The organism is Noviherbaspirillum soli (assembly GCF_015352955.1).
GTDB lineage: Bacteria > Pseudomonadota > Gammaproteobacteria > Burkholderiales > Burkholderiaceae_D > Noviherbaspirillum_A > Noviherbaspirillum_A soli.
In genome coordinates, this window is sequence record NZ_JACYOX010000018.1 from 91274 (window position 1) to 108686 (window position 17413).

General features: G+C 63.7%; 18 protein-coding genes. 10 read left to right on the plus strand and 8 right to left on the minus strand.

Annotated elements, in window-relative coordinates; genetic code table 11:
* Positions 1 to 4: 4 nt before the first annotated feature.
* The 3 genes from IGW04_RS14420 to surE form a co-directional block, all read right to left on the minus strand.
* Positions 5 to 1438 (minus strand): MATE family efflux transporter, encoded by a 1434-nt coding sequence (locus tag IGW04_RS14420; RefSeq protein WP_194713773.1) that lies wholly within the window; start codon positions 1436 to 1438, stop codon positions 5 to 7.
* 143 nt (positions 1439 to 1581) lie between these two features.
* Positions 1582 to 2292, minus strand: coding sequence for a TVP38/TMEM64 family protein (locus IGW04_RS14425; RefSeq protein ID WP_194713774.1), 711 nt, complete (start codon positions 2290 to 2292; stop codon positions 1582 to 1584).
* A gap of 161 nt (positions 2293 to 2453) precedes the next feature.
* Positions 2454 to 3272, minus strand: a complete 819-nt coding sequence (gene surE, locus IGW04_RS14430) for a 5'/3'-nucleotidase SurE (RefSeq protein ID WP_228527098.1) — start codon at positions 3270 to 3272, stop codon at positions 2454 to 2456.
* A 180-nt stretch (positions 3273 to 3452) separates the two neighbouring features.
* Between surE and IGW04_RS14435 the strand changes: the two genes are divergently transcribed.
* Positions 3453 to 3830 carry a VanZ family protein gene (locus IGW04_RS14435; protein WP_194713776.1) on the plus strand — a complete coding sequence of 126 codons (378 nt, stop codon included), beginning with the start codon at positions 3453 to 3455 and terminating at the stop codon, positions 3828 to 3830.
* Between the two features lie 57 nt (positions 3831 to 3887).
* Here IGW04_RS14435 and IGW04_RS14440 read toward each other — a convergent pair whose 3' ends face one another.
* Both IGW04_RS14440 and IGW04_RS14445 read right to left on the minus strand, forming a co-directional pair.
* On the minus strand, positions 3888 to 4109 hold the full coding sequence (locus tag IGW04_RS14440; RefSeq protein ID WP_194713777.1) for a hypothetical protein: 222 nt from the start codon (positions 4107 to 4109) through the stop codon (positions 3888 to 3890).
* An 83-nt stretch (positions 4110 to 4192) separates the two neighbouring features.
* A complete protein-coding gene (locus IGW04_RS14445; RefSeq protein WP_194713778.1) occupies positions 4193 to 4444 on the minus strand; it encodes a dsRNA-binding motif domain-containing protein in 252 nt (83 codons plus the stop codon).
* A 210-nt stretch (positions 4445 to 4654) separates the two neighbouring features.
* Between IGW04_RS14445 and IGW04_RS14450 the strand changes: the two genes are divergently transcribed.
* Positions 4655 to 5512 (plus strand): alpha/beta hydrolase, encoded by an 858-nt coding sequence (locus IGW04_RS14450; protein ID WP_194713779.1) that lies wholly within the window; start codon positions 4655 to 4657, stop codon positions 5510 to 5512.
* Positions 5513 to 5548: 36 nt separating this feature from the next.
* Here the strand turns inward: IGW04_RS14450 and IGW04_RS14455 are convergent, their stop codons facing one another.
* The 3 genes from IGW04_RS14455 to IGW04_RS14465 all read right to left on the minus strand — a co-directional run bounded on the left by IGW04_RS14455 (position 5549) and on the right by IGW04_RS14465 (position 8795).
* The gene (locus tag IGW04_RS14455) at positions 5549 to 6685 is read right to left on the minus strand and encodes an ABC transporter substrate-binding protein (RefSeq protein ID WP_407672123.1); all 1137 of its coding nucleotides are present in this window, start codon (positions 6683 to 6685) and stop codon (positions 5549 to 5551) included.
* Positions 6686 to 6752: 67 nt separating this feature from the next.
* Positions 6753 to 7751 carry a fumarylacetoacetate hydrolase family protein gene (locus IGW04_RS14460; RefSeq protein WP_194713781.1) on the minus strand — a complete coding sequence of 333 codons (999 nt, stop codon included), beginning with the start codon at positions 7749 to 7751 and terminating at the stop codon, positions 6753 to 6755.
* A gap of 102 nt (positions 7752 to 7853) precedes the next feature.
* The gene (locus IGW04_RS14465; protein ID WP_194713782.1) at positions 7854 to 8795 is read right to left on the minus strand and encodes a CysB family HTH-type transcriptional regulator; all 942 of its coding nucleotides are present in this window, start codon (positions 8793 to 8795) and stop codon (positions 7854 to 7856) included.
* A gap of 126 nt (positions 8796 to 8921) precedes the next feature.
* On the opposite strand from IGW04_RS14465, the gene IGW04_RS14470 reads away from it, so the two are divergent.
* The 8 genes from IGW04_RS14470 (at position 8922) to IGW04_RS14505 (ending at position 17322) form a co-directional block, all read left to right on the plus strand.
* On the plus strand, positions 8922 to 9695 hold the full coding sequence (locus IGW04_RS14470) for a sulfite exporter TauE/SafE family protein (RefSeq protein ID WP_194713783.1): 774 nt from the start codon (positions 8922 to 8924) through the stop codon (positions 9693 to 9695).
* Between the two features lie 25 nt (positions 9696 to 9720).
* A complete protein-coding gene (locus IGW04_RS14475) occupies positions 9721 to 11415 on the plus strand; it encodes a nitrite/sulfite reductase (protein ID WP_194713784.1) in 1695 nt (564 codons plus the stop codon).
* A complete protein-coding gene (locus tag IGW04_RS14480) occupies positions 11408 to 11935 on the plus strand; it encodes a DUF934 domain-containing protein (protein WP_194713785.1) in 528 nt (175 codons plus the stop codon). The genes IGW04_RS14475 and IGW04_RS14480 overlap by 8 nt, the downstream gene beginning before the upstream one ends.
* Positions 11932 to 12651, plus strand: a complete 720-nt coding sequence (locus IGW04_RS14485) for a phosphoadenylyl-sulfate reductase (protein WP_194713786.1) — start codon at positions 11932 to 11934, stop codon at positions 12649 to 12651. Before IGW04_RS14480 ends, IGW04_RS14485 begins: the two co-directional genes overlap by 4 nt.
* A gap of 36 nt (positions 12652 to 12687) precedes the next feature.
* Complete coding sequence (gene cysD / locus IGW04_RS14490) at positions 12688 to 13623, plus strand: sulfate adenylyltransferase subunit CysD (protein ID WP_194713787.1); 936 nt, start codon at positions 12688 to 12690, stop codon at positions 13621 to 13623.
* Positions 13623 to 14966 carry a sulfate adenylyltransferase subunit 1 gene (locus IGW04_RS14495; RefSeq protein WP_194713788.1) on the plus strand — a complete coding sequence of 448 codons (1344 nt, stop codon included), beginning with the start codon at positions 13623 to 13625 and terminating at the stop codon, positions 14964 to 14966. The genes cysD and IGW04_RS14495 overlap by 1 nt, the downstream gene beginning before the upstream one ends.
* A 14-nt stretch (positions 14967 to 14980) precedes the next feature.
* Positions 14981 to 15688, plus strand: a complete 708-nt coding sequence (gene cobA / locus IGW04_RS14500; protein WP_194713789.1) for a uroporphyrinogen-III C-methyltransferase — start codon at positions 14981 to 14983, stop codon at positions 15686 to 15688.
* A 209-nt stretch (positions 15689 to 15897) separates the two neighbouring features.
* Entirely contained in the window at positions 15898 to 17322 is a 1425-nt protein-coding gene (locus tag IGW04_RS14505; protein ID WP_194713790.1) for a hypothetical protein, read from the plus strand.
* Positions 17323 to 17413: the final 91 nt, after the last annotated feature.

Genomic DNA, 17413 nt, shown 5'->3' on the forward strand with positions numbered 1-17413 from the left:
CCGCTCAGGAAACCATGCCGCGCCGCGGGAAGGGCCATTGCAGCGCGCCCTGCCAGGCGCCGGCCGCAACCGTCGCCGCATTCAGCACGCCATACACCACCAGCGCCAGCGCCTGCGCCGCGAACACCAGCGCCAGGCCGCCCCAGCGCAGCGCCAGCCAGCCGCCGACGGCGCCCACCGCCAGCCGCGCCAGGTTGGACAGCACGGGCCACTTGAGCCGGCCCGCGCCCTGGGAAGCGAAATACAGCGTCAGCCCCAGGCCGAAGAAACCGTAGAACGGTCCAACGGTGCGAAGGTAAAGGCTGCCGGCTTCCAGCATTGCGGGATCGGTATCGAACAGCCGCAGCCATGCCAGTGGAAAGGCTGCGGCCAGCAGACCGATCGCCTCGGTCAGGCCAAAGGCAATTGCCGCGCCCAGCCATGCCGCCTGCAGCGCGCGCTGGCGCTGGCCGCCGCCGATGCAGGTGCCGACCATGGCCACCAGCGGTCCGCCGAGGCCGAACACGAGCGGCACCAGCAGGTATTCCAGCCGGGACGCGGTGCCGTAGCCGGCGATCGATGCGCTGCCGAAGCCGCCGACCAGCGATGTCGTCACCGCGATGGCGACATTGGTCGCCACGGTCGACACCGCGCCGGCCAGCCCGACGCGCAGGATGTCCCAGAACAGGGCGCGCCGGAAACGCAGGCCGCGCAGCCGTGGCCGCAGCAGGCTGCGCGACGACATCAGGTAAGCCACCAGCGCGATGGTGCCCAGCAGGTAATACAGCAGCAGCGCAATGGCGCCGCCGGCAATGCCCAGCGCCGGCACCGGCCCCCAGCCGAAGATCAGCAGCGGCGACAGCGGCACCAGCAGCACCGTGCCGGCACAGGTCACGAGCGCCGGCACGGCCATGTTGCCGGTGCCGCGCACCACGGCCGCCAGCGCGTTGAACAGCCAGATCAGGGTGGCGCCGGCAAACACGCAGGAAGAATAGGTCAGCGCAGCGTCCAGCGCCGCGCCGCTGCCGCCCATTGCGCCATACAGCCAGCGCCCGCCCAAGAGCACCGCCAGCGTGAAGGTCAGGCCGAATCCGACAGCGATGGCGGCGCCATGCAGCACCAGCGCATTGGCGTCATCGTGCCGACGCCCGCCGATGGCGCGCGCAATGGACGACGCAATGCCGCCGCCCATGGCGCCGCCGGACATCATCTGCATCAGCATCACGGCGGGAAACACCAGGGCCATGCCGGCCAGCGCGTCGGTGCCGAGCTTGCCGACGAACCAGGTTTCGATCAGCCCGGCCGCCGCCTGCGCGGCCATCACCGCGACATTCGGCGCGCCCAGGCGCAGCAGGGTCGGCACGATGGGCGCTTCCAGCAGCATGCGGGTGCGCGGATCGACGGCAGCCGACGCGGGTGGCGACGCAGCGGTTGCAATAGGGTCGGGCGATGGATTCATGACGGCTCCAATGCGATGTCAGGGTGCCGCCACTATACTCTTTTTTATGATACCCATCATGTAAAAAAGCTGAAAGCATGCCTTGATGGATTATCGATAACGCAAGCAGCAAGACAGGTAAAGGACCAGGAGAATCAGGAGGATCAGGACTCGCTTGCCGACTGTCGGGCAACCTGCAAAATGGTGCGCACCCTGCGGGTGATGGTCCAGCAGACAATGCCGGTCACCGCCAGCCCGAGGGCAAACAGCAGCAGCTTGAGCGGATGCCAGAGATCGGCGATGCCGTCCATGCTGATCGCATAGCCGGCGGTGGCCAGCGAGACATTGACCGTGGTGCCCGGGACGATGCCCAGCAGCGTGGCTGGCAGGTAATGCCGGAACGGGATGCTGGTGATGCCGAAGAAATAATTTTGCAGATTGAATGGCAGCACCGGACTGAGCCTGACCAGGGCGACGATGCGCCAGCCGCCCTCGCTGACGGCACGCTCGAAGGCGCGCCATATCAGGCGGCGCCGGGTAATGGCCTGCACCTGGCTACGCAGCAGATGCCGCGCGATCAGGAAGGAAATCGACGCGCCGGTGGCGGCGGCAACCAGTGCCAGCGGCAATCCCCACATGCCGTAGGCAAGGCCGGCCAAGAGCGCCAGCATGGAGCCCGGCACCAGCACCACCACCGCCACGATGTAGAAGAGAAGGAATACTGCCGGCCCCCAGAGGCCCAGGCTGTCTATCCATTCCTGGACGCGCCTGAGCGCAGCGACGGGGGAAGCAAACAGCAGCCAGAAGATGAGTGCCGCACAAAGCAGCAGCAACAGGATCGCGCGTCCTATGGTGCGTGGTCGTCGCCCGTCCATGATGCTTCATCCTGCTGCCTTTGTTCGATGAACGACTGATTGTCGCTCAAACGCCGGCACGTGGATGATTTAGTCCGTGAATTTTTATGCATCGCTTACCAGGCGACAAGGCCGGCAACCATGCCGCATGCCTATCTTGCCGCCGTCATTGCGACGGTCCCTTACCGCTGCGACAGCGCAATGCGCAGATGGGCCAGTGCGTCCTCATTGGTGCGTTCGAAGCGCAGCGGCGTGACCGCAATGCCGCCGGCCCGCACCACCGCGGTTTCGGTGTCGGGCGCGTTCTCCACGGCTTCGCGGTGGAACTGCAGCCAGTGATAGGTCAGGCCGCGCGGATCGGTGCGCGGCACTACATTGATGCCCTTGACCAGTCCCACGCCCTGCCGCGTCAGCGTCAGCGGCCCAACCTCGGCCGGCGCCACATTCGGGAAGTTCACGTTCAGGCAGGCATGAATGTCCCAGCCGGCCGCGTACAGGCGGCGGATCACGTCCGGCGCCACCTGGCGCGCCGTGTCCCAGCGCACGGCGGCCGGGTCGCTGAAGATCTGGCTCAGGGCAATCGACGCAATGCCGAACAGCATGCCCGTCATCGCCGCTCCCACCGTGCCTGAAAACACGGTTTCCACACCGAGGTTGGCGCCACGGTTGACGCCCGACAGGATCAGCTCGGGCGGACTGTCCTGCATCAGGTGCCGCACCGCCATGACGACGCAGTCGCCGGGCGTGCCGGAAATGCCGAAGCGGCGTTCCCCGCGCCGGCTGTAGCGCAGCGGCTGGTGCAGGCTGATCGAATGGGAGGTGCCGCTCTGGTCATGCTCAGGCGCCACCACCCAGACTTCGGACGCCAGCGTGGCAGCCACCTGTTCGAGCACGGCCAGGCCGGGCGCGTCGATGCCGTCATCATTGGTCAGCAGGATACGGTTGACAATGTGGCCATCGGTTCGGGACGCCCCGGGAGAAAATTCGGGAAGGGAAGACAAGATGAGTGCCTCGCGGAAAATGACCATGCATGGACAAGGGCGGCGCCAGCCAGGAGCCTGCGCCCATGTCCAAGTCTAGCGCTCCTGCTCTGCTGCAACTTGCGCATTCCGTGCCCGAACCGGCAAAATCCGCCCTCTGCGGACATTGTCCGCCCTTCCCATCCGCCTGAACTGCCGACTATGGATCTCTACACCCTGCTCAGACGCCTGCCGCGCGCCTGCTATGCCGTCACCGCGCTGACGCTCTACCTGCTGCTGCTCTGGATGGGTGGCCAGGAAACCACCGTCGCCCATCTGCCCGGCCGCGATGACTTCAGCAAGGTCTACCATGTGGTGTTCTACGGCGGCTGGTGCGCGCTGGTGTGGCTGTCGATGCGGCGTCCCAGCCTGCTCGTGGCGGTGGGCCTGACCATGCTGGCCGGCGCCGGCGATGAATTCCATCAGTATTTTCTGCCGTTCCGCGAAGCCCGGCTGACCGACATCCTGCTCGACACGGTCGCAGCGACCTTCAGCGCGCTGCTGATGTCTGCCCTGGCGCGGCGCACAGCCTCCTCATAGGAACGGGTAGGCCGCAGCGCCAGCAGCAATGCGGGCGCGCCGAAAGTGCACAGCGCATCAGCGCAGCCGTGACAGGCCCCAACCGGTCTTCTTCCTGACCACTTCATGCATGCCGTTCTCGCGCCGCCATTCGGCGCCGCACAGCCTGCATACAAAATATTCGCCGCCGCTGGTGCGGGCCTTCGCCGACTGCATATAGCCACGACGGCCCAGACTCATCAGGGCGGCATGCTCGTGTCCGCCTTGCTGCAGCGCGCTGCATGCAGTACACATCGTCATGTCGTCATTCTCCCAATACAATCACGGTCCGATTGCCGCAACGCACAAGAGTTCACGCAAACAGCGCCATCCTTGTGACGGATTCAGCCGGGCGAAGCGCGGTGATGGCCTTGCTCCAGCATGTCGATGGCGATCCGGCGCGCTGCCTGCTCGGCTTCCTGCTCGGTGGAAAAACTGGTCTCGACCGCCACCCGCTGGGAAGGCACCACTGGCTGGCGGTGCATCGGATTGTGGGATGGGCCATAGATTTCCACCCACGCGGTCCAGCCCTCGCTTTCCGCGAGATGCACGCCGGAGTACTCAATCTCATAATCGCCAATCTGCTCGGTCGGCATCACGGCTCCCATTGCATCCGTCAGGAAGGTTCATGTTAAGACGCCTTGGGGTTTTTGCATCCCCAGAATGCAGGGCAGGCGACCAATATCAAAGGTGCAGCGGCTAACGCCTCGCCATCCATCGACGGGACGAACCGGCATGGGCTGGCCTTCAGCCGCGCAAACGCGGGTGCTATCATCCCGTCTCTTCATTCTCATGCCGCCACTGCGATGCAAGATCCCTCCGCCTATTACAACGCCCAGTTCAACGCCCGCGCCGCCGTGCCGGACCATGCCCGCATCTTTACCCGCTGGCAAAAGGACTCGGCCCATGTGCGCCGCAGCCATGCCGGCCTGCTCGACCTTGCCTATAGCGAAAGCGCCGGCGAACGCCTGGACCTGTTCCCGGCAAGCAAGCGCGGTGCGCCGCTGCTGGTGTTCATCCATGGCGGCTGGTGGCGCTCGCTGGACAAGTCCGACTTCTCCTTCATCGTCCCTGGCTATGTACGGGCCGGCTTCAATGTCGCGCTGACCAACTACACCCTGGCGCCGGCGGCCTCGCTGGAGGAAATCACCCGTCAGCAGTTGGGGGCGCTGGCCTGGCTGTACCGCAATGCCGAGCAGTACGACATCGACCCCGGCCGCATCGTGGTGGCCGGGCACTCCGCCGGCGGCCACCTGGCGGCGATGATGCTGGCGGCCCAATGGCCGCGCTTCGCCGACGACCTGCCGGCCAACCTGGTGCGCGGCGGCGTGCTGCTGTCGGGCCTGTACGACCTGACCCCGGTGCAGCATGCCGATTATGTGAACGTGGATCTGAAACTGAAGACGGAACACATCGGCCCGCTGTCGCCGGCCTTCATGCCGCAGGCGGCCGACGCCCCTTTCGTGACCGCCGTGGGCGGGCTGGAATCGGAGGAATTCAAGCGCCAGAACGCGCTGATCGGGTCTGCCTGGAAGGACAGCCTGATGGCGGATGTGGCGCTGCCCGATCGCAATCACCTGACCATTTGCGACGCCCTTGCCGCGCCGGACGACCCGCTGTTCGACGCCACGGTGAAGCTGCTGGAAAGCCTGCGCGCCGCCTGATCCCGTTGACGACCGGAGGCGGCAGGCCCTGCGTGCTCAGCCGCCGTAAGCGTAGGTGAAGCGTCCGCCCTGGATGCGGCCCATCACCCGCGAGCGCTGGTCCAGGCCCACATGGTCGCGGGCATTCATGTTGATCACGCCCTGCGGCACGGTCAGCTCGCGGGTGTTTTCCAGCGCGGCGCGCAGCGCGGCGCGGAATTCGGAGGTGCCCGGTTTGGCGCTCTTGAGGGCCTGGGGCACGGCATTGGCGATGAGCATCCAGGCGCCCCAGGCGTCCGCCGCGAACTGGGTCACGGTGCCTTCGCCATAGGCGGCTTCATAACGGCGGGTGAAATCCATCGCCACCTTTTTCACCGGATTGTTTTCCGGCAGCTGCTTGGCCACCACCGCCGGGCCGGTCGGGAAGAAGGTGCCTTCCACGTCCTTGCCGCCCACCTTCAAAAATTCCAGCGTCGCGATGCCATGGGTCTGGTAGATGCGGCCCTTGTAGCCGCGCTCCACCAGCGTCTTCTGCGGCAGCACCGCCGGTGTCGCCGATCCGGCCACCAGCACGGCATCCGGCTTCGCAGCCATGATCTTCAACACCTGGCCGGTGACGCTGGTATCGGTGCGGGCGAAACGCTCGTTGGCCACGATCTGCAGCTTGCGCAGCTCGGCCAGCTTGGAGAACTCGCGCCACCAGCCTTCGCCATAGGCATCGGCGAAGCCGATGAAGGCCACCGTCTTCACGCCGTTGTCAGCCATGTGCTGGGTCAGGATGGTGGTCATGTGGGTATCGTTCTGCGGCATCTTGAAGGCCCAGGCGCGGCGCGCGTCCTGCGGCTCCACGATCGAGGCCGACGCCGCCAGCGCCACCATCGGCGTCTGCGACTCGGCCAGCGCGTCCAGCATCGCCAGCGCATTCGGCGTTGTGTTGGGGCCGACCACGATGTCGACCTTTTCCTCGGTGGTCAGCTTGCGAAGGTTGCGCACCGCGTTGGTGGTGTCGGATGCATCGTCCAGGATGATGTATTCCACCTTCTGGCCCGCCACTTCCTTGGGCCACAGCAGCATCGCATTGCGGGTCGGCGCGCCGATGGCGGCCGCCGGGCCGGTGGTGGAAATCGTGACGCCCACCTTGATCTGCGCATGGGCGGATTGCGCCGCCAGCATGGACAGCGACATGCAGGACATGCCGGCGAACCAGCGGAAGAGTTTGGATTGCATGGTTGTTCCTGTTGTTGTTGTGTCGAATGAGTATTCAGCGGCTGACCGGCGGCTCGCCCTGCACCACCTTCTGGTCGATGGCGCCGAAGAGGGACCTGCCGTCGGCATCGCGCATGTCGAGGCGGATGTTGTCGCCGAAGCGCATGAAGGGCGTGGTCGGCTCGCCGCCCTCGATCATTTCAAGCGCACGCTTTTCGGCGATGCAGGTATAGCCGCGCCGCGCATCCTTGTTCGACACGGTGCCGGAGCCGATGATGCTGCCGGCGCGGACATTGCGCGTTTTAGCCAGGTGGGCGACGAGCTGCGGGAAGCCAAACACCATGTCGTCGCCGGCATTGGGCTGGCCGACCAGGTTGTTGTTCCAGGTCGCCCGCAGCGGCAGGTGGACGCGGCCATCGCGCCAGGCCGTGCCGAGTTCATCGGGCGTGACAGCCACCGGCGAGAACGCAGTGGCCGGCTTGGACTGCAGGAAGCCAAAACCCTTGGCCAGTTCGGCCGGGATCAGGTTGCGCAGCGACACATCGTTGACCAGCATCAGCAGCCGGATATGGCCGGCGGCCTGCTCGGGCGTGGCGCCCATGGCCACGTCGTCGGTGACCACCGCCACCTCGCCCTCGAAGTCGATGCCCCAGTCTTCCGACATGACCACGATGTCGTCGGTCGGGCCGATGAAGTCGTCCGAGCCGCCCTGGTACATCAGCGGGTCATGCCAGAAGGATTCGGGCATCTGCGCCGCGCGCGCCCGGCGCACCAGTTCCACATGGTTCACATAGGACGAGCCATCGGCCCACTGGTAAGCCCGCGGCAGCGGCGCCATGCAGTTGCGGGCATCGAAATCGAAGGCGCGCGGCGCGCGGCCGGCATTGAGCTGCTCGTACAGTTCGATCAGCTGCGGCGCCATGAACTGCCAGTCGTCGAGCGCGCGCTGCAGCGTGGGCGCAATGGCGTCGGCAATGGCAACGGTCTTGAGGTCGCGCGAAACGACCGCCAGCTGGCCGTCGCGGGTGCCGTCCTTCAGGGTGGCTAGCTTCATGTAAAAGGGTGTTGAATGGGGTTCAAAAGAAGCCCGGCATTATAACGGCAAGCCTCCAGCCGGCAGGCCTTGCCGCAAGGCCGCCGGCAACGCCGGGCCGCATCACAATTCATACATCGCGTGCTCGCCGCTGATCACCTGGTCGATCAGCTTGCGGTTGACCGTCGGCGTCATCAGCTCGATGAAGGTATAGACATAGCTGCGCAGGTAGGCGCCCTGCTTCATCGCCACCCGCGACACATTGCTGCCGAACAGGTGCCCGGCCGAGATTGCGCGCAGGTTGCGGTCGCGCTCGGGGTCGAAGGCCATGCCGGCGATGATGCCCACGCCCATGCCCAGCTCGACATAGGTCTTGATCACGTCGGCATCGATCGCTTCCAGCAGGATGTCGGGCTTCAGCGAGCGCAGCGCGAAGGCATGGTCGATCTTGTTGCGGCCGGCGAACGCGGCATCATAGGTGATCAGCGGATAGCTGGCGATTTCCTCCAGCGTCAGCGGCTTGGCGCGCAGCAGCGGATGCTCGGGAGGCACCACCACCAGGTGCTCCCACTGGTAGCACGGCAGCGAAATCAGGCCGTCGACGTCGGCGATCGCCTCGGTGGCAATCGCCAGGTCGGCCTGGTCGTTCAACACCATCTCGGCAACCTGGCGCGGGTTGCCCTGCAGCAGTGACAGCCTGACCTTGGGATACTTCAGGGCGAACTGCTGCACCACCCGCGGCAGTGAATAGCGGGCCTGGGTATGGGTGGTGGCGATGGTGAAGCTGCCGCTGTCCTGCGCCGCGAACTCCTTGCCGATGCGCTTCAGGCTTTCAATCTCCTGCATGATCATTTCCACCGACTTCAGCACCGCCCTGCCCGGCTCGGTAAGCCCGCGGATGCGCTTGCCATGCCGCGTGAAGATGTCCACGCCCAGTTCTTCCTCCAGTTCGATGATGGCCTTGGAGACGCCGGGCTGGGAAGTAAACAGGGCCTTGGCCGCCTCGGTCAGGTTGAAATTCTGGCGGACCGCCTCGCGTACGAAGCGCAATTGATGAAGATTCATGGGAGCTGGAAGTCAGGGTGGATGCCGGAATGCATATTACGCATATGCATATAAGCAAATAAATACTATGTCGTTGTGCATAAGCGCGAAGTTTATTACGATTCCGACTCGTTTGTGCGGGGGCTTATGACTTTAACGTATGTAGGATCGGGATTCGCGGTGGGACTGCTGGTCGGCCTGACAGGCGTCGGCGGCGGCTCGCTGATGACGCCCCTGCTGACCTTGCTGTTCGGCATCAACCCGGCGGTCGCCGTCGGCACCGACCTGGCCTTCGCATCCGCCACCAAGACCGCCGGCACGTTCGCCCATCGCTACCACGGCAATATCCACTGGGACATCGTCAAGCGCCTGTGCCTGGGCGCGCTGCCGGCCGCGCTGCTGGCCACCCTGGCGCTGAAACATTTCGGCACGCTGAATGAGGAAATTGGCCAGTTCATCCGTTATTCCATTGCCGTGTCGGTATTACTGACCGTAGTGGCGATATTGTTCCGTAGCCGCATGCAGAACTGGATGAACGCGCATCCGGGCCGGCAATTGCAGGGCAATGCGCTGGTGGCGGCAACCATTGTGTCAGGTGCGGTACTCGGTACATTGGTTACAATATCGTCCATTGGCGCCGGAGCTGTCGGCGCCACTCTGCTGGTTCTGCTGTATCCGCGCTTGAAGCCCGCCGAAATCGCCGGCACCGATATCGCCTACGCCGTACCACTGACCGCCATCGCCGCCATCGGCCACTGGTGGCTCGGGTCCATCAACTGGGAACTGCTCGTCATGCTGCTCTTGGGTTCGGTGCCCGGGATCACCCTGGGTTCGCTGGCTGCGCGGGCGGTGCCTGAACGTGCGCTGCGCGGCCTGCTGGCCGTGACGCTGACCGGGGTAGCAGCCAAACTGGTGCTCTGAACGACGCCCTCATTAAGGATAGACCATGTATCGCTACGACCAATACGACTTCCAGATCGTCAAGGAACGCATCGCGCAATACCGTGACCAGGTGCGGCGTCGCCTGTCCGGCGAGCTGGCCGAAGAGGAATTCCGCCCGCTGCGCCTGCAGAACGGCCTCTACCTGCAACGCCACGCCTACATGCTGCGCGTGGCCGTGCCCTACGGCCTGCTGGCCTCGAAGCAGATGCGCATGTTTGCCGAGATCGCCAGGAAGCATGACCGCAACTACGGCCATTTCACCACCCGCCAGAACATCCAGTACAACTGGATCAACCTGGAGGAAACCCCGGAAATCCTGGAAAAGCTGGCATCGGTCGAGATGCATGCGATCCAGACCTCGGGCAACTGCATCCGCAACATCACCACCGACGAATACTGCGGCGTGGCCGCCGACGAGATCGTCGACCCGCGCCCCTATGCGGAAATCATGCGCCAGTGGAGCACCTTCCATCCGGAATTCGCCTACCTGCCGCGCAAGTTCAAGATCGCCTTCAACGGCTCCGTCGAGGACCGCGCCGCCACCGCCGTGCATGACCTGGCCTTCACCGTGGTGAAGAACGAGGCCGGCGAAGTGGGCTTTCGGGTGATGGTCGGCGGCGGCATGGGCCGCACGCCCATCCTGGGCAGCGTGATCCGCGAATTCCTGCCGCGCGACCACCTGCTGACCTATACCGAAGCCATCATGCGGGTCTACAACCAGTACGGCCGCCGCGACAACATTTACAAGGCCCGCATCAAGATCCTGGTCAAGGCCATCGGCGCCGAGGAATTCGCGCGCCAGGTCGAACAGGAATGGACCGACATCAAGGATGGCCCGAGCACCCTGACCGACCAGGAATTCAACCGCGTGGCGACCTACTTTGCGCCGCCCGCCTATGAATCGCTGGAAGACGGCGGCGCCGCGCTGGCCGCGCAGCAGGAAGAGAACAAGGCCTTCGCCAGCTGGGTCAACCGCAACGTCAAGCCGCACCGGGTGCCGGGCTATGCGATCGTCACCCTGTCGCTGAAGAAGACCGGCATTCCGCCGGGCGACATCTCGGCCGAGCAGATGGACTTCGTGGCCGACCTGGCCGACCGCTACAGCTTCGGCGAACTTCGCGCAACGCACGAGCAGAACCTGGTGCTGGCCGACGTGAAGCAGGGCGAGCTGTTCGCGCTGTGGCAGGAAGCCAAGGCGCATGGCCTGGCCACGCCCAACCTGGGCCTCCTGACCGACATCATCTGCTGCCCGGGCGGCGACTTCTGCGCGCTGGCCAACGCGAAGTCGATCCCGATCGCGCAGGCCATCGCCGAGCGCTTCGACAACCTCGACTTCCAGCATGACATCGGCGACATCGAGCTCAACATCTCGGGCTGCATCAATGCCTGCGGCCACCACCATGTCGGCAACATCGGCATCCTGGGCGTGGACAAGGACGGCGCCGAGTGGTACCAGGTGTCGCTCGGCGGCGCCCAGGGCAACGAGAGCGCGATCGGCAAGATCATCGGGCCGTCGTTCTCGGCGCACCAGATGCCGATCGTGATCGAGCGCATCCTCGAGGTCTATGTGCGTGAGCGCACCGAGGACGAGCGCTTCATCGACACCGTGCGCCGCATCGGCGTGGCCCCATTCAAGGAATACGTGTACGCGACCCCGATCAAGGCGCAGCACAATGCAGGAGAAGACGCATATGCGTGACATCATCAAGGACCGCCAGATCGTTGCCGACGACTGGCAGGTCGTCAAGCTCGCCGAAGGCGAGACCGCTGAATCGGTCGCGATTCCCGAAGGCCGCGTGATCGTGCCGCTGGCCGTCTGGCAGGCGCGCCGCGATGCGCTCAAGGCGCGCGGCGACGTGGCCGTCTGGCTGGCCAGCGACGAGCGGCCGGAAGCGCTGAAGGATGACGTGGCAACGCTGCCGCTGATCGCGGTGGACTTTCCCAAGTTCGCCGATGGTCGCGGCTATTCCATTGCCTACAACCTGCGCGCCCGCCTTGGCTTTGCCGGCGAGCTGCGCGCCATCGGCGATGTGCTGCGCGACCAGCTTTTCTACATGCAGCGCGTGGGCTTCAATGCCTTCGCCACGCGGCCTGACCGCAGCATCGAGGATGCATTGAAGGGCCTGACCGATTTCTCCGAAGCCTACCAGGCGTCGTGGGACCAGAAGATGCCCCTGTTCCGCCGCGCCGACCGCACAGCCGAGGCAGCGCAGAAATGATCTCCGCCGACTACGACGGCCTGGTCGCGGCCACCCGTGCGACCCTGGCGCGCATCGCCGCCGACTTCACGCCCGCGGTGTTCGCGTCCAGCCTCGCGGCGGAAGACATGGTGCTGACCGACCTGATCCTGCGCGCCAAGCTGCCGATCGGCATCTTCACGCTGGAGACCGGCCGGCTGCATGCCGAAACCCTGGGCATGCTGGACCGCATCCGCGAAGCCTATGGCTATGAAGTCGCGGCCTACAGGCCGGACACGGCGGCGGTCGAGGCCTATGTGCAGCAAAACGGCCTGAACGCCTTCTACGACAGCGTGGACATGCGCAAGGAATGCTGCCGCATCCGCAAGGTCGATCCGCTGAACCGGGCCCTGGCCGGCAACAAGGCCTGGATCACCGGCCAGCGCCGCGCGCAGTCGGCCACCCGTTCCGACCTGCATGTGCAGGAAGAGGACGTGGCGCACGGCATGGTGAAATTCAATCCGCTGGCCGACTGGTCGGAAGAGGATGTATGGCACTACATCCGCAGCAACGACGTGCCGTACAACCCGCTGCATGACCGCGGCTATCCGTCGATCGGCTGCGAGCCCTGCACCCGCGCCATCGCGCCCGGCGAGGATGTGCGCGCCGGCCGCTGGTGGTGGGAAAACCCGGAGTCCAAGGAGTGCGGACTGCACGTGGTCGACGGCAAGCTCATCCGCATCAAGCAAATCGCATAACACCGCACAACGTTACACAACCGTAGGACCACCATCATGAACACAGCAGTCGAACATTTCCTGACCGACGCCGCGGCCAACCGCCACCTGGACTGGCTGGAGTCCGAAGCCATCCACATCATGCGCGAAGTCGCGGCAGAGTGCAGCAACCCGGCGCTGCTGTTCTCGGGCGGCAAGGACTCGGTCGTGCTGCTGCGCATCGCCGAGAAGGCGTTCCGCCCCGGCCGCTTCCCGTTCCCGCTGGTGCATATCGACACCGGCCACAACTTCGAGGAAGTCATCACCTTCCGCGACAAGCGGGTGGCCGAACTGGGCGAGCGCCTGATCGTCGGCTCCGTGGAAGACTCGATCAAGCGCGGCACCGTGCGCCTGCGCAACCCGCAGACCGACTCGCGCAATGCGGCGCAGGCGGTGACGCTGCTGGAAACCATCGAGAAATACAAGTTCGACGCCTGCATCGGCGGCGCCCGCCGCGACGAGGAAAAGGCGCGCGCCAAGGAGCGCATCTTTTCCTTCCGCGACGAGTTCGGCCAGTGGAATCCCAAGGCCCAGCGGCCGGAGCTGTGGGACCTGTATAACACCCGCGTCCATCCCGGCGAGAACATGCGGGTGTTTCCGATCTCGAACTGGACCGAGCTCGACGTCTGGCAATACATCGCCCGCGAGAAGCTGGAGCTGCCGCCGATCTACTTCGCGCACGAGCGCCAGGTGATCCCGCGCAACGGCCTGCTGGTGCCGCTGACCGACCTGACCCCGCCGCGTGAAGGCGAGCAGGTGGAGAGCCGCATCGTGCGCTTCCGCACCGTGGGCGACATCTCCTGCACCTGCCCGGTCGCCTCCGACGCCGCCACGGTGGACGCGATCATCGCCGAGACCGCCGTGACCCAGGTCACCGAGCGCGGCGCCACCCGCATGGACGACCAGACCTCGGAAGCCTCGATGGAAAAACGCAAGAAAGAAGGATATTTCTGATGAACGCCCCGGCAGCACAAACAGCACAATCAGCGCAAGCCGCGCAAAGCCCATCGCAGCAGACCGAGCGCGGCCTGTTGCGCTTCATTACCGCCGGCTCGGTGGACGATGGCAAGAGCACCCTGATCGGCCGCCTGCTGTTCGACAGCAAGGGCATCTTCGCCGACCAGCTCGACGCGGTATCGCGCTCGCGCCACAAGCGCACCGTGGGCGACACCATCGACCTGTCCCTCTTGACCGACGGCCTGGAAGCCGAGCGCGAACAGGGCATCACGATCGACGTGGCCTACCGCTACTTCGCCACGCCCAAGCGCAAGTTCATCATCGCCGACACCCCGGGCCACGAGCAGTACACCCGCAACATGGTGACCGGCGCTTCCACCGCGGACGCGGTGATCATCCTGATCGACGTCTCCAAGGTGAAGCTCAATGACGACGGCAGCGTCGACCTGCTGATCCAGACCAAGCGCCATTCCACCATTGCCCACCTGCTGCAGATCGAGCATGTGGTGGTGGCGGTCAACAAGATGGACCTGGTGGACTATGACCAGACCGTGTACGACCGCATCGTCGCCGCCTACCAGGCCTTTGCGCAGCAGTTGGGCCTGAAGGACATCCGTCCGATCCCGCTGTCGGCGCTGGCCGGCGACAACGTGGTGACCCGCGGCGAGAAGCTGTCCTGGTACCAGGGCCCGACCCTGATCGAGCTGCTGGAATCGCTGACCGTGTATGACGAGTCGCATGACGATCCGCTGCGCTTCCCGGTGCAGCTGGTGGCGCGGCATGACGGCCACCAGGCCAACGACTTCCGCGGCTACATGGGCCGCATCGAGGCCGGCAAGGTCAGCGTCGGCGACAAGCTGGTGGTGCAGCCGGGCGGCCAGAGCGCGACCGTGAAGGACATCGTCACGCTGGACGGCTCGCTCAAGAGCGCGGCCGTGGGCCAGTCGGTCACGCTGCTGCTGAACGAGTACCTCGACATCAGCCGCGGCGACATGCTGGCATCGGCCGAGCGGCCGCCCGCGCTGCTCAAGACCGTGGAAGCGGACATCTGCTGGCTGTCCGAGGAACCGCTGGACCTGCGCCGCAAGTACTGGCTCAAGCACACCACCCGCCAGGTGCCGGCGCGGGTGACGAAGATCGACAGCCTGCTCGACATCAACACCCAGGAGCGCCATGCCGGCGACGCGGTTGGCCTGAATGGTATCGCCCGGGTATCGCTGAACGTGGCGCAGCCGCTGGCGGCAGACAGCTACGACCATATCCGCGCCACCGGCGCCTTCATCCTGATCGATGAAGTGAGCCACCAGACCGTGGCGGCCGGCATGATACGGCTGGCCTGACTTCAAGCGACTGCATGGCCGACAGCAAGGGCAAGGTCTACCTGATCGGCGCCGGCCCCGGCGCCGCCGACCTGATCACGGTGCGCGGCGCGCGTATCCTGGCCCAGGCCGACGCCGTGCTGCATGATGCGCTGGTGACAGCCGACATGCTGGCGCTGTGCCCGCAGGCCGAGCTGATCCCGGTCGGCAAACGCTCCGGCCAGCGCTCCACTGCGCAGGCCCTGATCAATCAACTGCTGGTGGATGCCGCCGGCCGGCACAGGCTGGTGGTGCGCCTCAAGGGCGGCGACCCGATGCTGTTCGGCCGAGCCGACGAGGAATTGCGGGCGCTGGAAGACGCCGGCATCGCCTACGAAATCATCCCCGGCATCACTGCCGCGCTGGCGGCGGCGGCATCCGCCCGCCGCCCCCTGACCCGCCGCGGCATCGCCCGCAGCGTCGCCCTGTTCACCTCGGCCACCGCGCCCGGCGAACCCGACATCGTCACCCTTCCCCACTGCGACACCCTGGTCCAATACATGGGCGGCCGCGAAGCCATGGTCACCGCCCGCAAGCTGCTGGAACGCGGCCAGTCGCCGGATACGCCGGTGGTGGTGGTGGAGAATTGCAGCCTGGCTGACGAGCATGTGTTCCAGCTGCGGCTGGCGGAACTGGAAGCCGGGCTGGCGGTGTGCAGCGGGCCGGTGCTGGTGCTGATTGGCGAGGCGCTGGCGGCGCGCTGACGGGTTGTGAGCGCAAATCTGACGTCTTCGCTCAGATTTCATCGGCAACGCAGTATTTTCCTCATTACCTTCCATTTCCGCCGAAGATCCTGGGTTGATATCCCGGAAGCGCGTCAGTTTGAACGTCCGGTTCTGGAACCCATCTATGTAAAATCGTTTCCCAGCAGAGGAGTTTCTTAATAAAAAATTAACGAATACGAAGAAGCGCCATGAAAAAAGTATCCGGCTCCAATTTTTACCAAATCAATTCTGCATCTTTGGAAAAAATAAAAATTGCCGCGACGGGCGCAGGTACGGCAAACGCTACCAGAAATCCCTTTGACTCGGCCCGAAGGGTAGATCACCAGATTCTCAAGCCCGGCGAAGCGGAATTATGGCAGATCAAGGAATTCCTCCAGCATGAACAAGGCATTGCGACTAACGCATTCGGCATACTTCATGCCGAAGAAATAAAAGAAAAAGGCCATGACGGATCGATAAGCAAAAAGATCAGGCTATACGTCCGTTCAAGCCCAGATGGCCGAGACGATGGTTTTTTTGCCAAATTCAAGTATGAAAACCAACAGCGGCGGGCAGCTGAAGTGCTTGCTTCGTTAGCCAAAGCCTATCAATCCGCTGCCACTTCGCCACAAGCCGGCCATCCTAAAGATGATGCATTGCAAAGACTCATTACCCAATCTGCATCGTTGGATATAGAAACCATAGCAAGCTGCATACAGGATGTCGCATTCGGGATCGAGGCAGAAAAGCTGAAGCAAAGTACCGCTGCAACGGAAGAGCACAACCGTATGCGAGAGCACTTGAAAGGCAAGCTACCGGGAAGGGCTAATGATGAGGGAAGGATTAATGCAAACGAAGCAGCGCAAAATCTAAAGGAATTTGGGTTTAAGGCCGCCGAGGTCCGGGCTTTCCATAAGCTTGTCAACAACATCATGGATGGAAAAGGCAGGACCGACGATGAGGATGAATATGCAATCCGAAAATTCCAGGACCACTGGCTCAGAGGATGTGAACGGCGCACCGATACCGGGAAAAGTTTCAGAGCGCTTATATGCAGCAATCCGGAATATCAACGATGGAATACGATTGTCCATTGTCTTGCAAGATGCGCAAAGTCAAAATTTGACTTCGACGCTTATTATCATAAAGATTACATCATGTTGCCCAGCATTAAGGACATGGACTGGTCGAAAGCGCGGCGCGACGAAGGCATCACGTATGATCTGATGAAAATAATGCATGAGGAAGCCGGCAAGAACAATACATTCGAATGCGAAAATTCCGCACGTTCCGGCCAGAAGCTTTTTGCTGCAAAGAGATGTCGTATAAGTCCCCAACAAAACACATTGGAACTCCAGCAGAAGGCCTATCTAGCCAGGATGTACAAAAGCATCACCGACGGCCATGTGGAGTCCGGCAGTGCCTGGGTTCTGACGCCTTTGTTCAACTACACGGAAAACACGATAGACCAATGCATTGCCATCATGCTCCGGCCGTTCAAGAGTGCATTCGAAGCAGGGAAGACTTCCCTCGAAGTCGACATTTTTTCAGCAGATCATAGAATTACCGATAAGTTTGACAAGGCATGGGAAAAACTAAGAGCATCTAACAAAATGGAATTTTCGTTGTCATAGCAACTCGTCGATAATTATCGTGGCGAGGCAATATGGCACGCGAACTGGTTGATGATGAATTGTGGCAAACAGTCCGACCCCTACTGCCAGT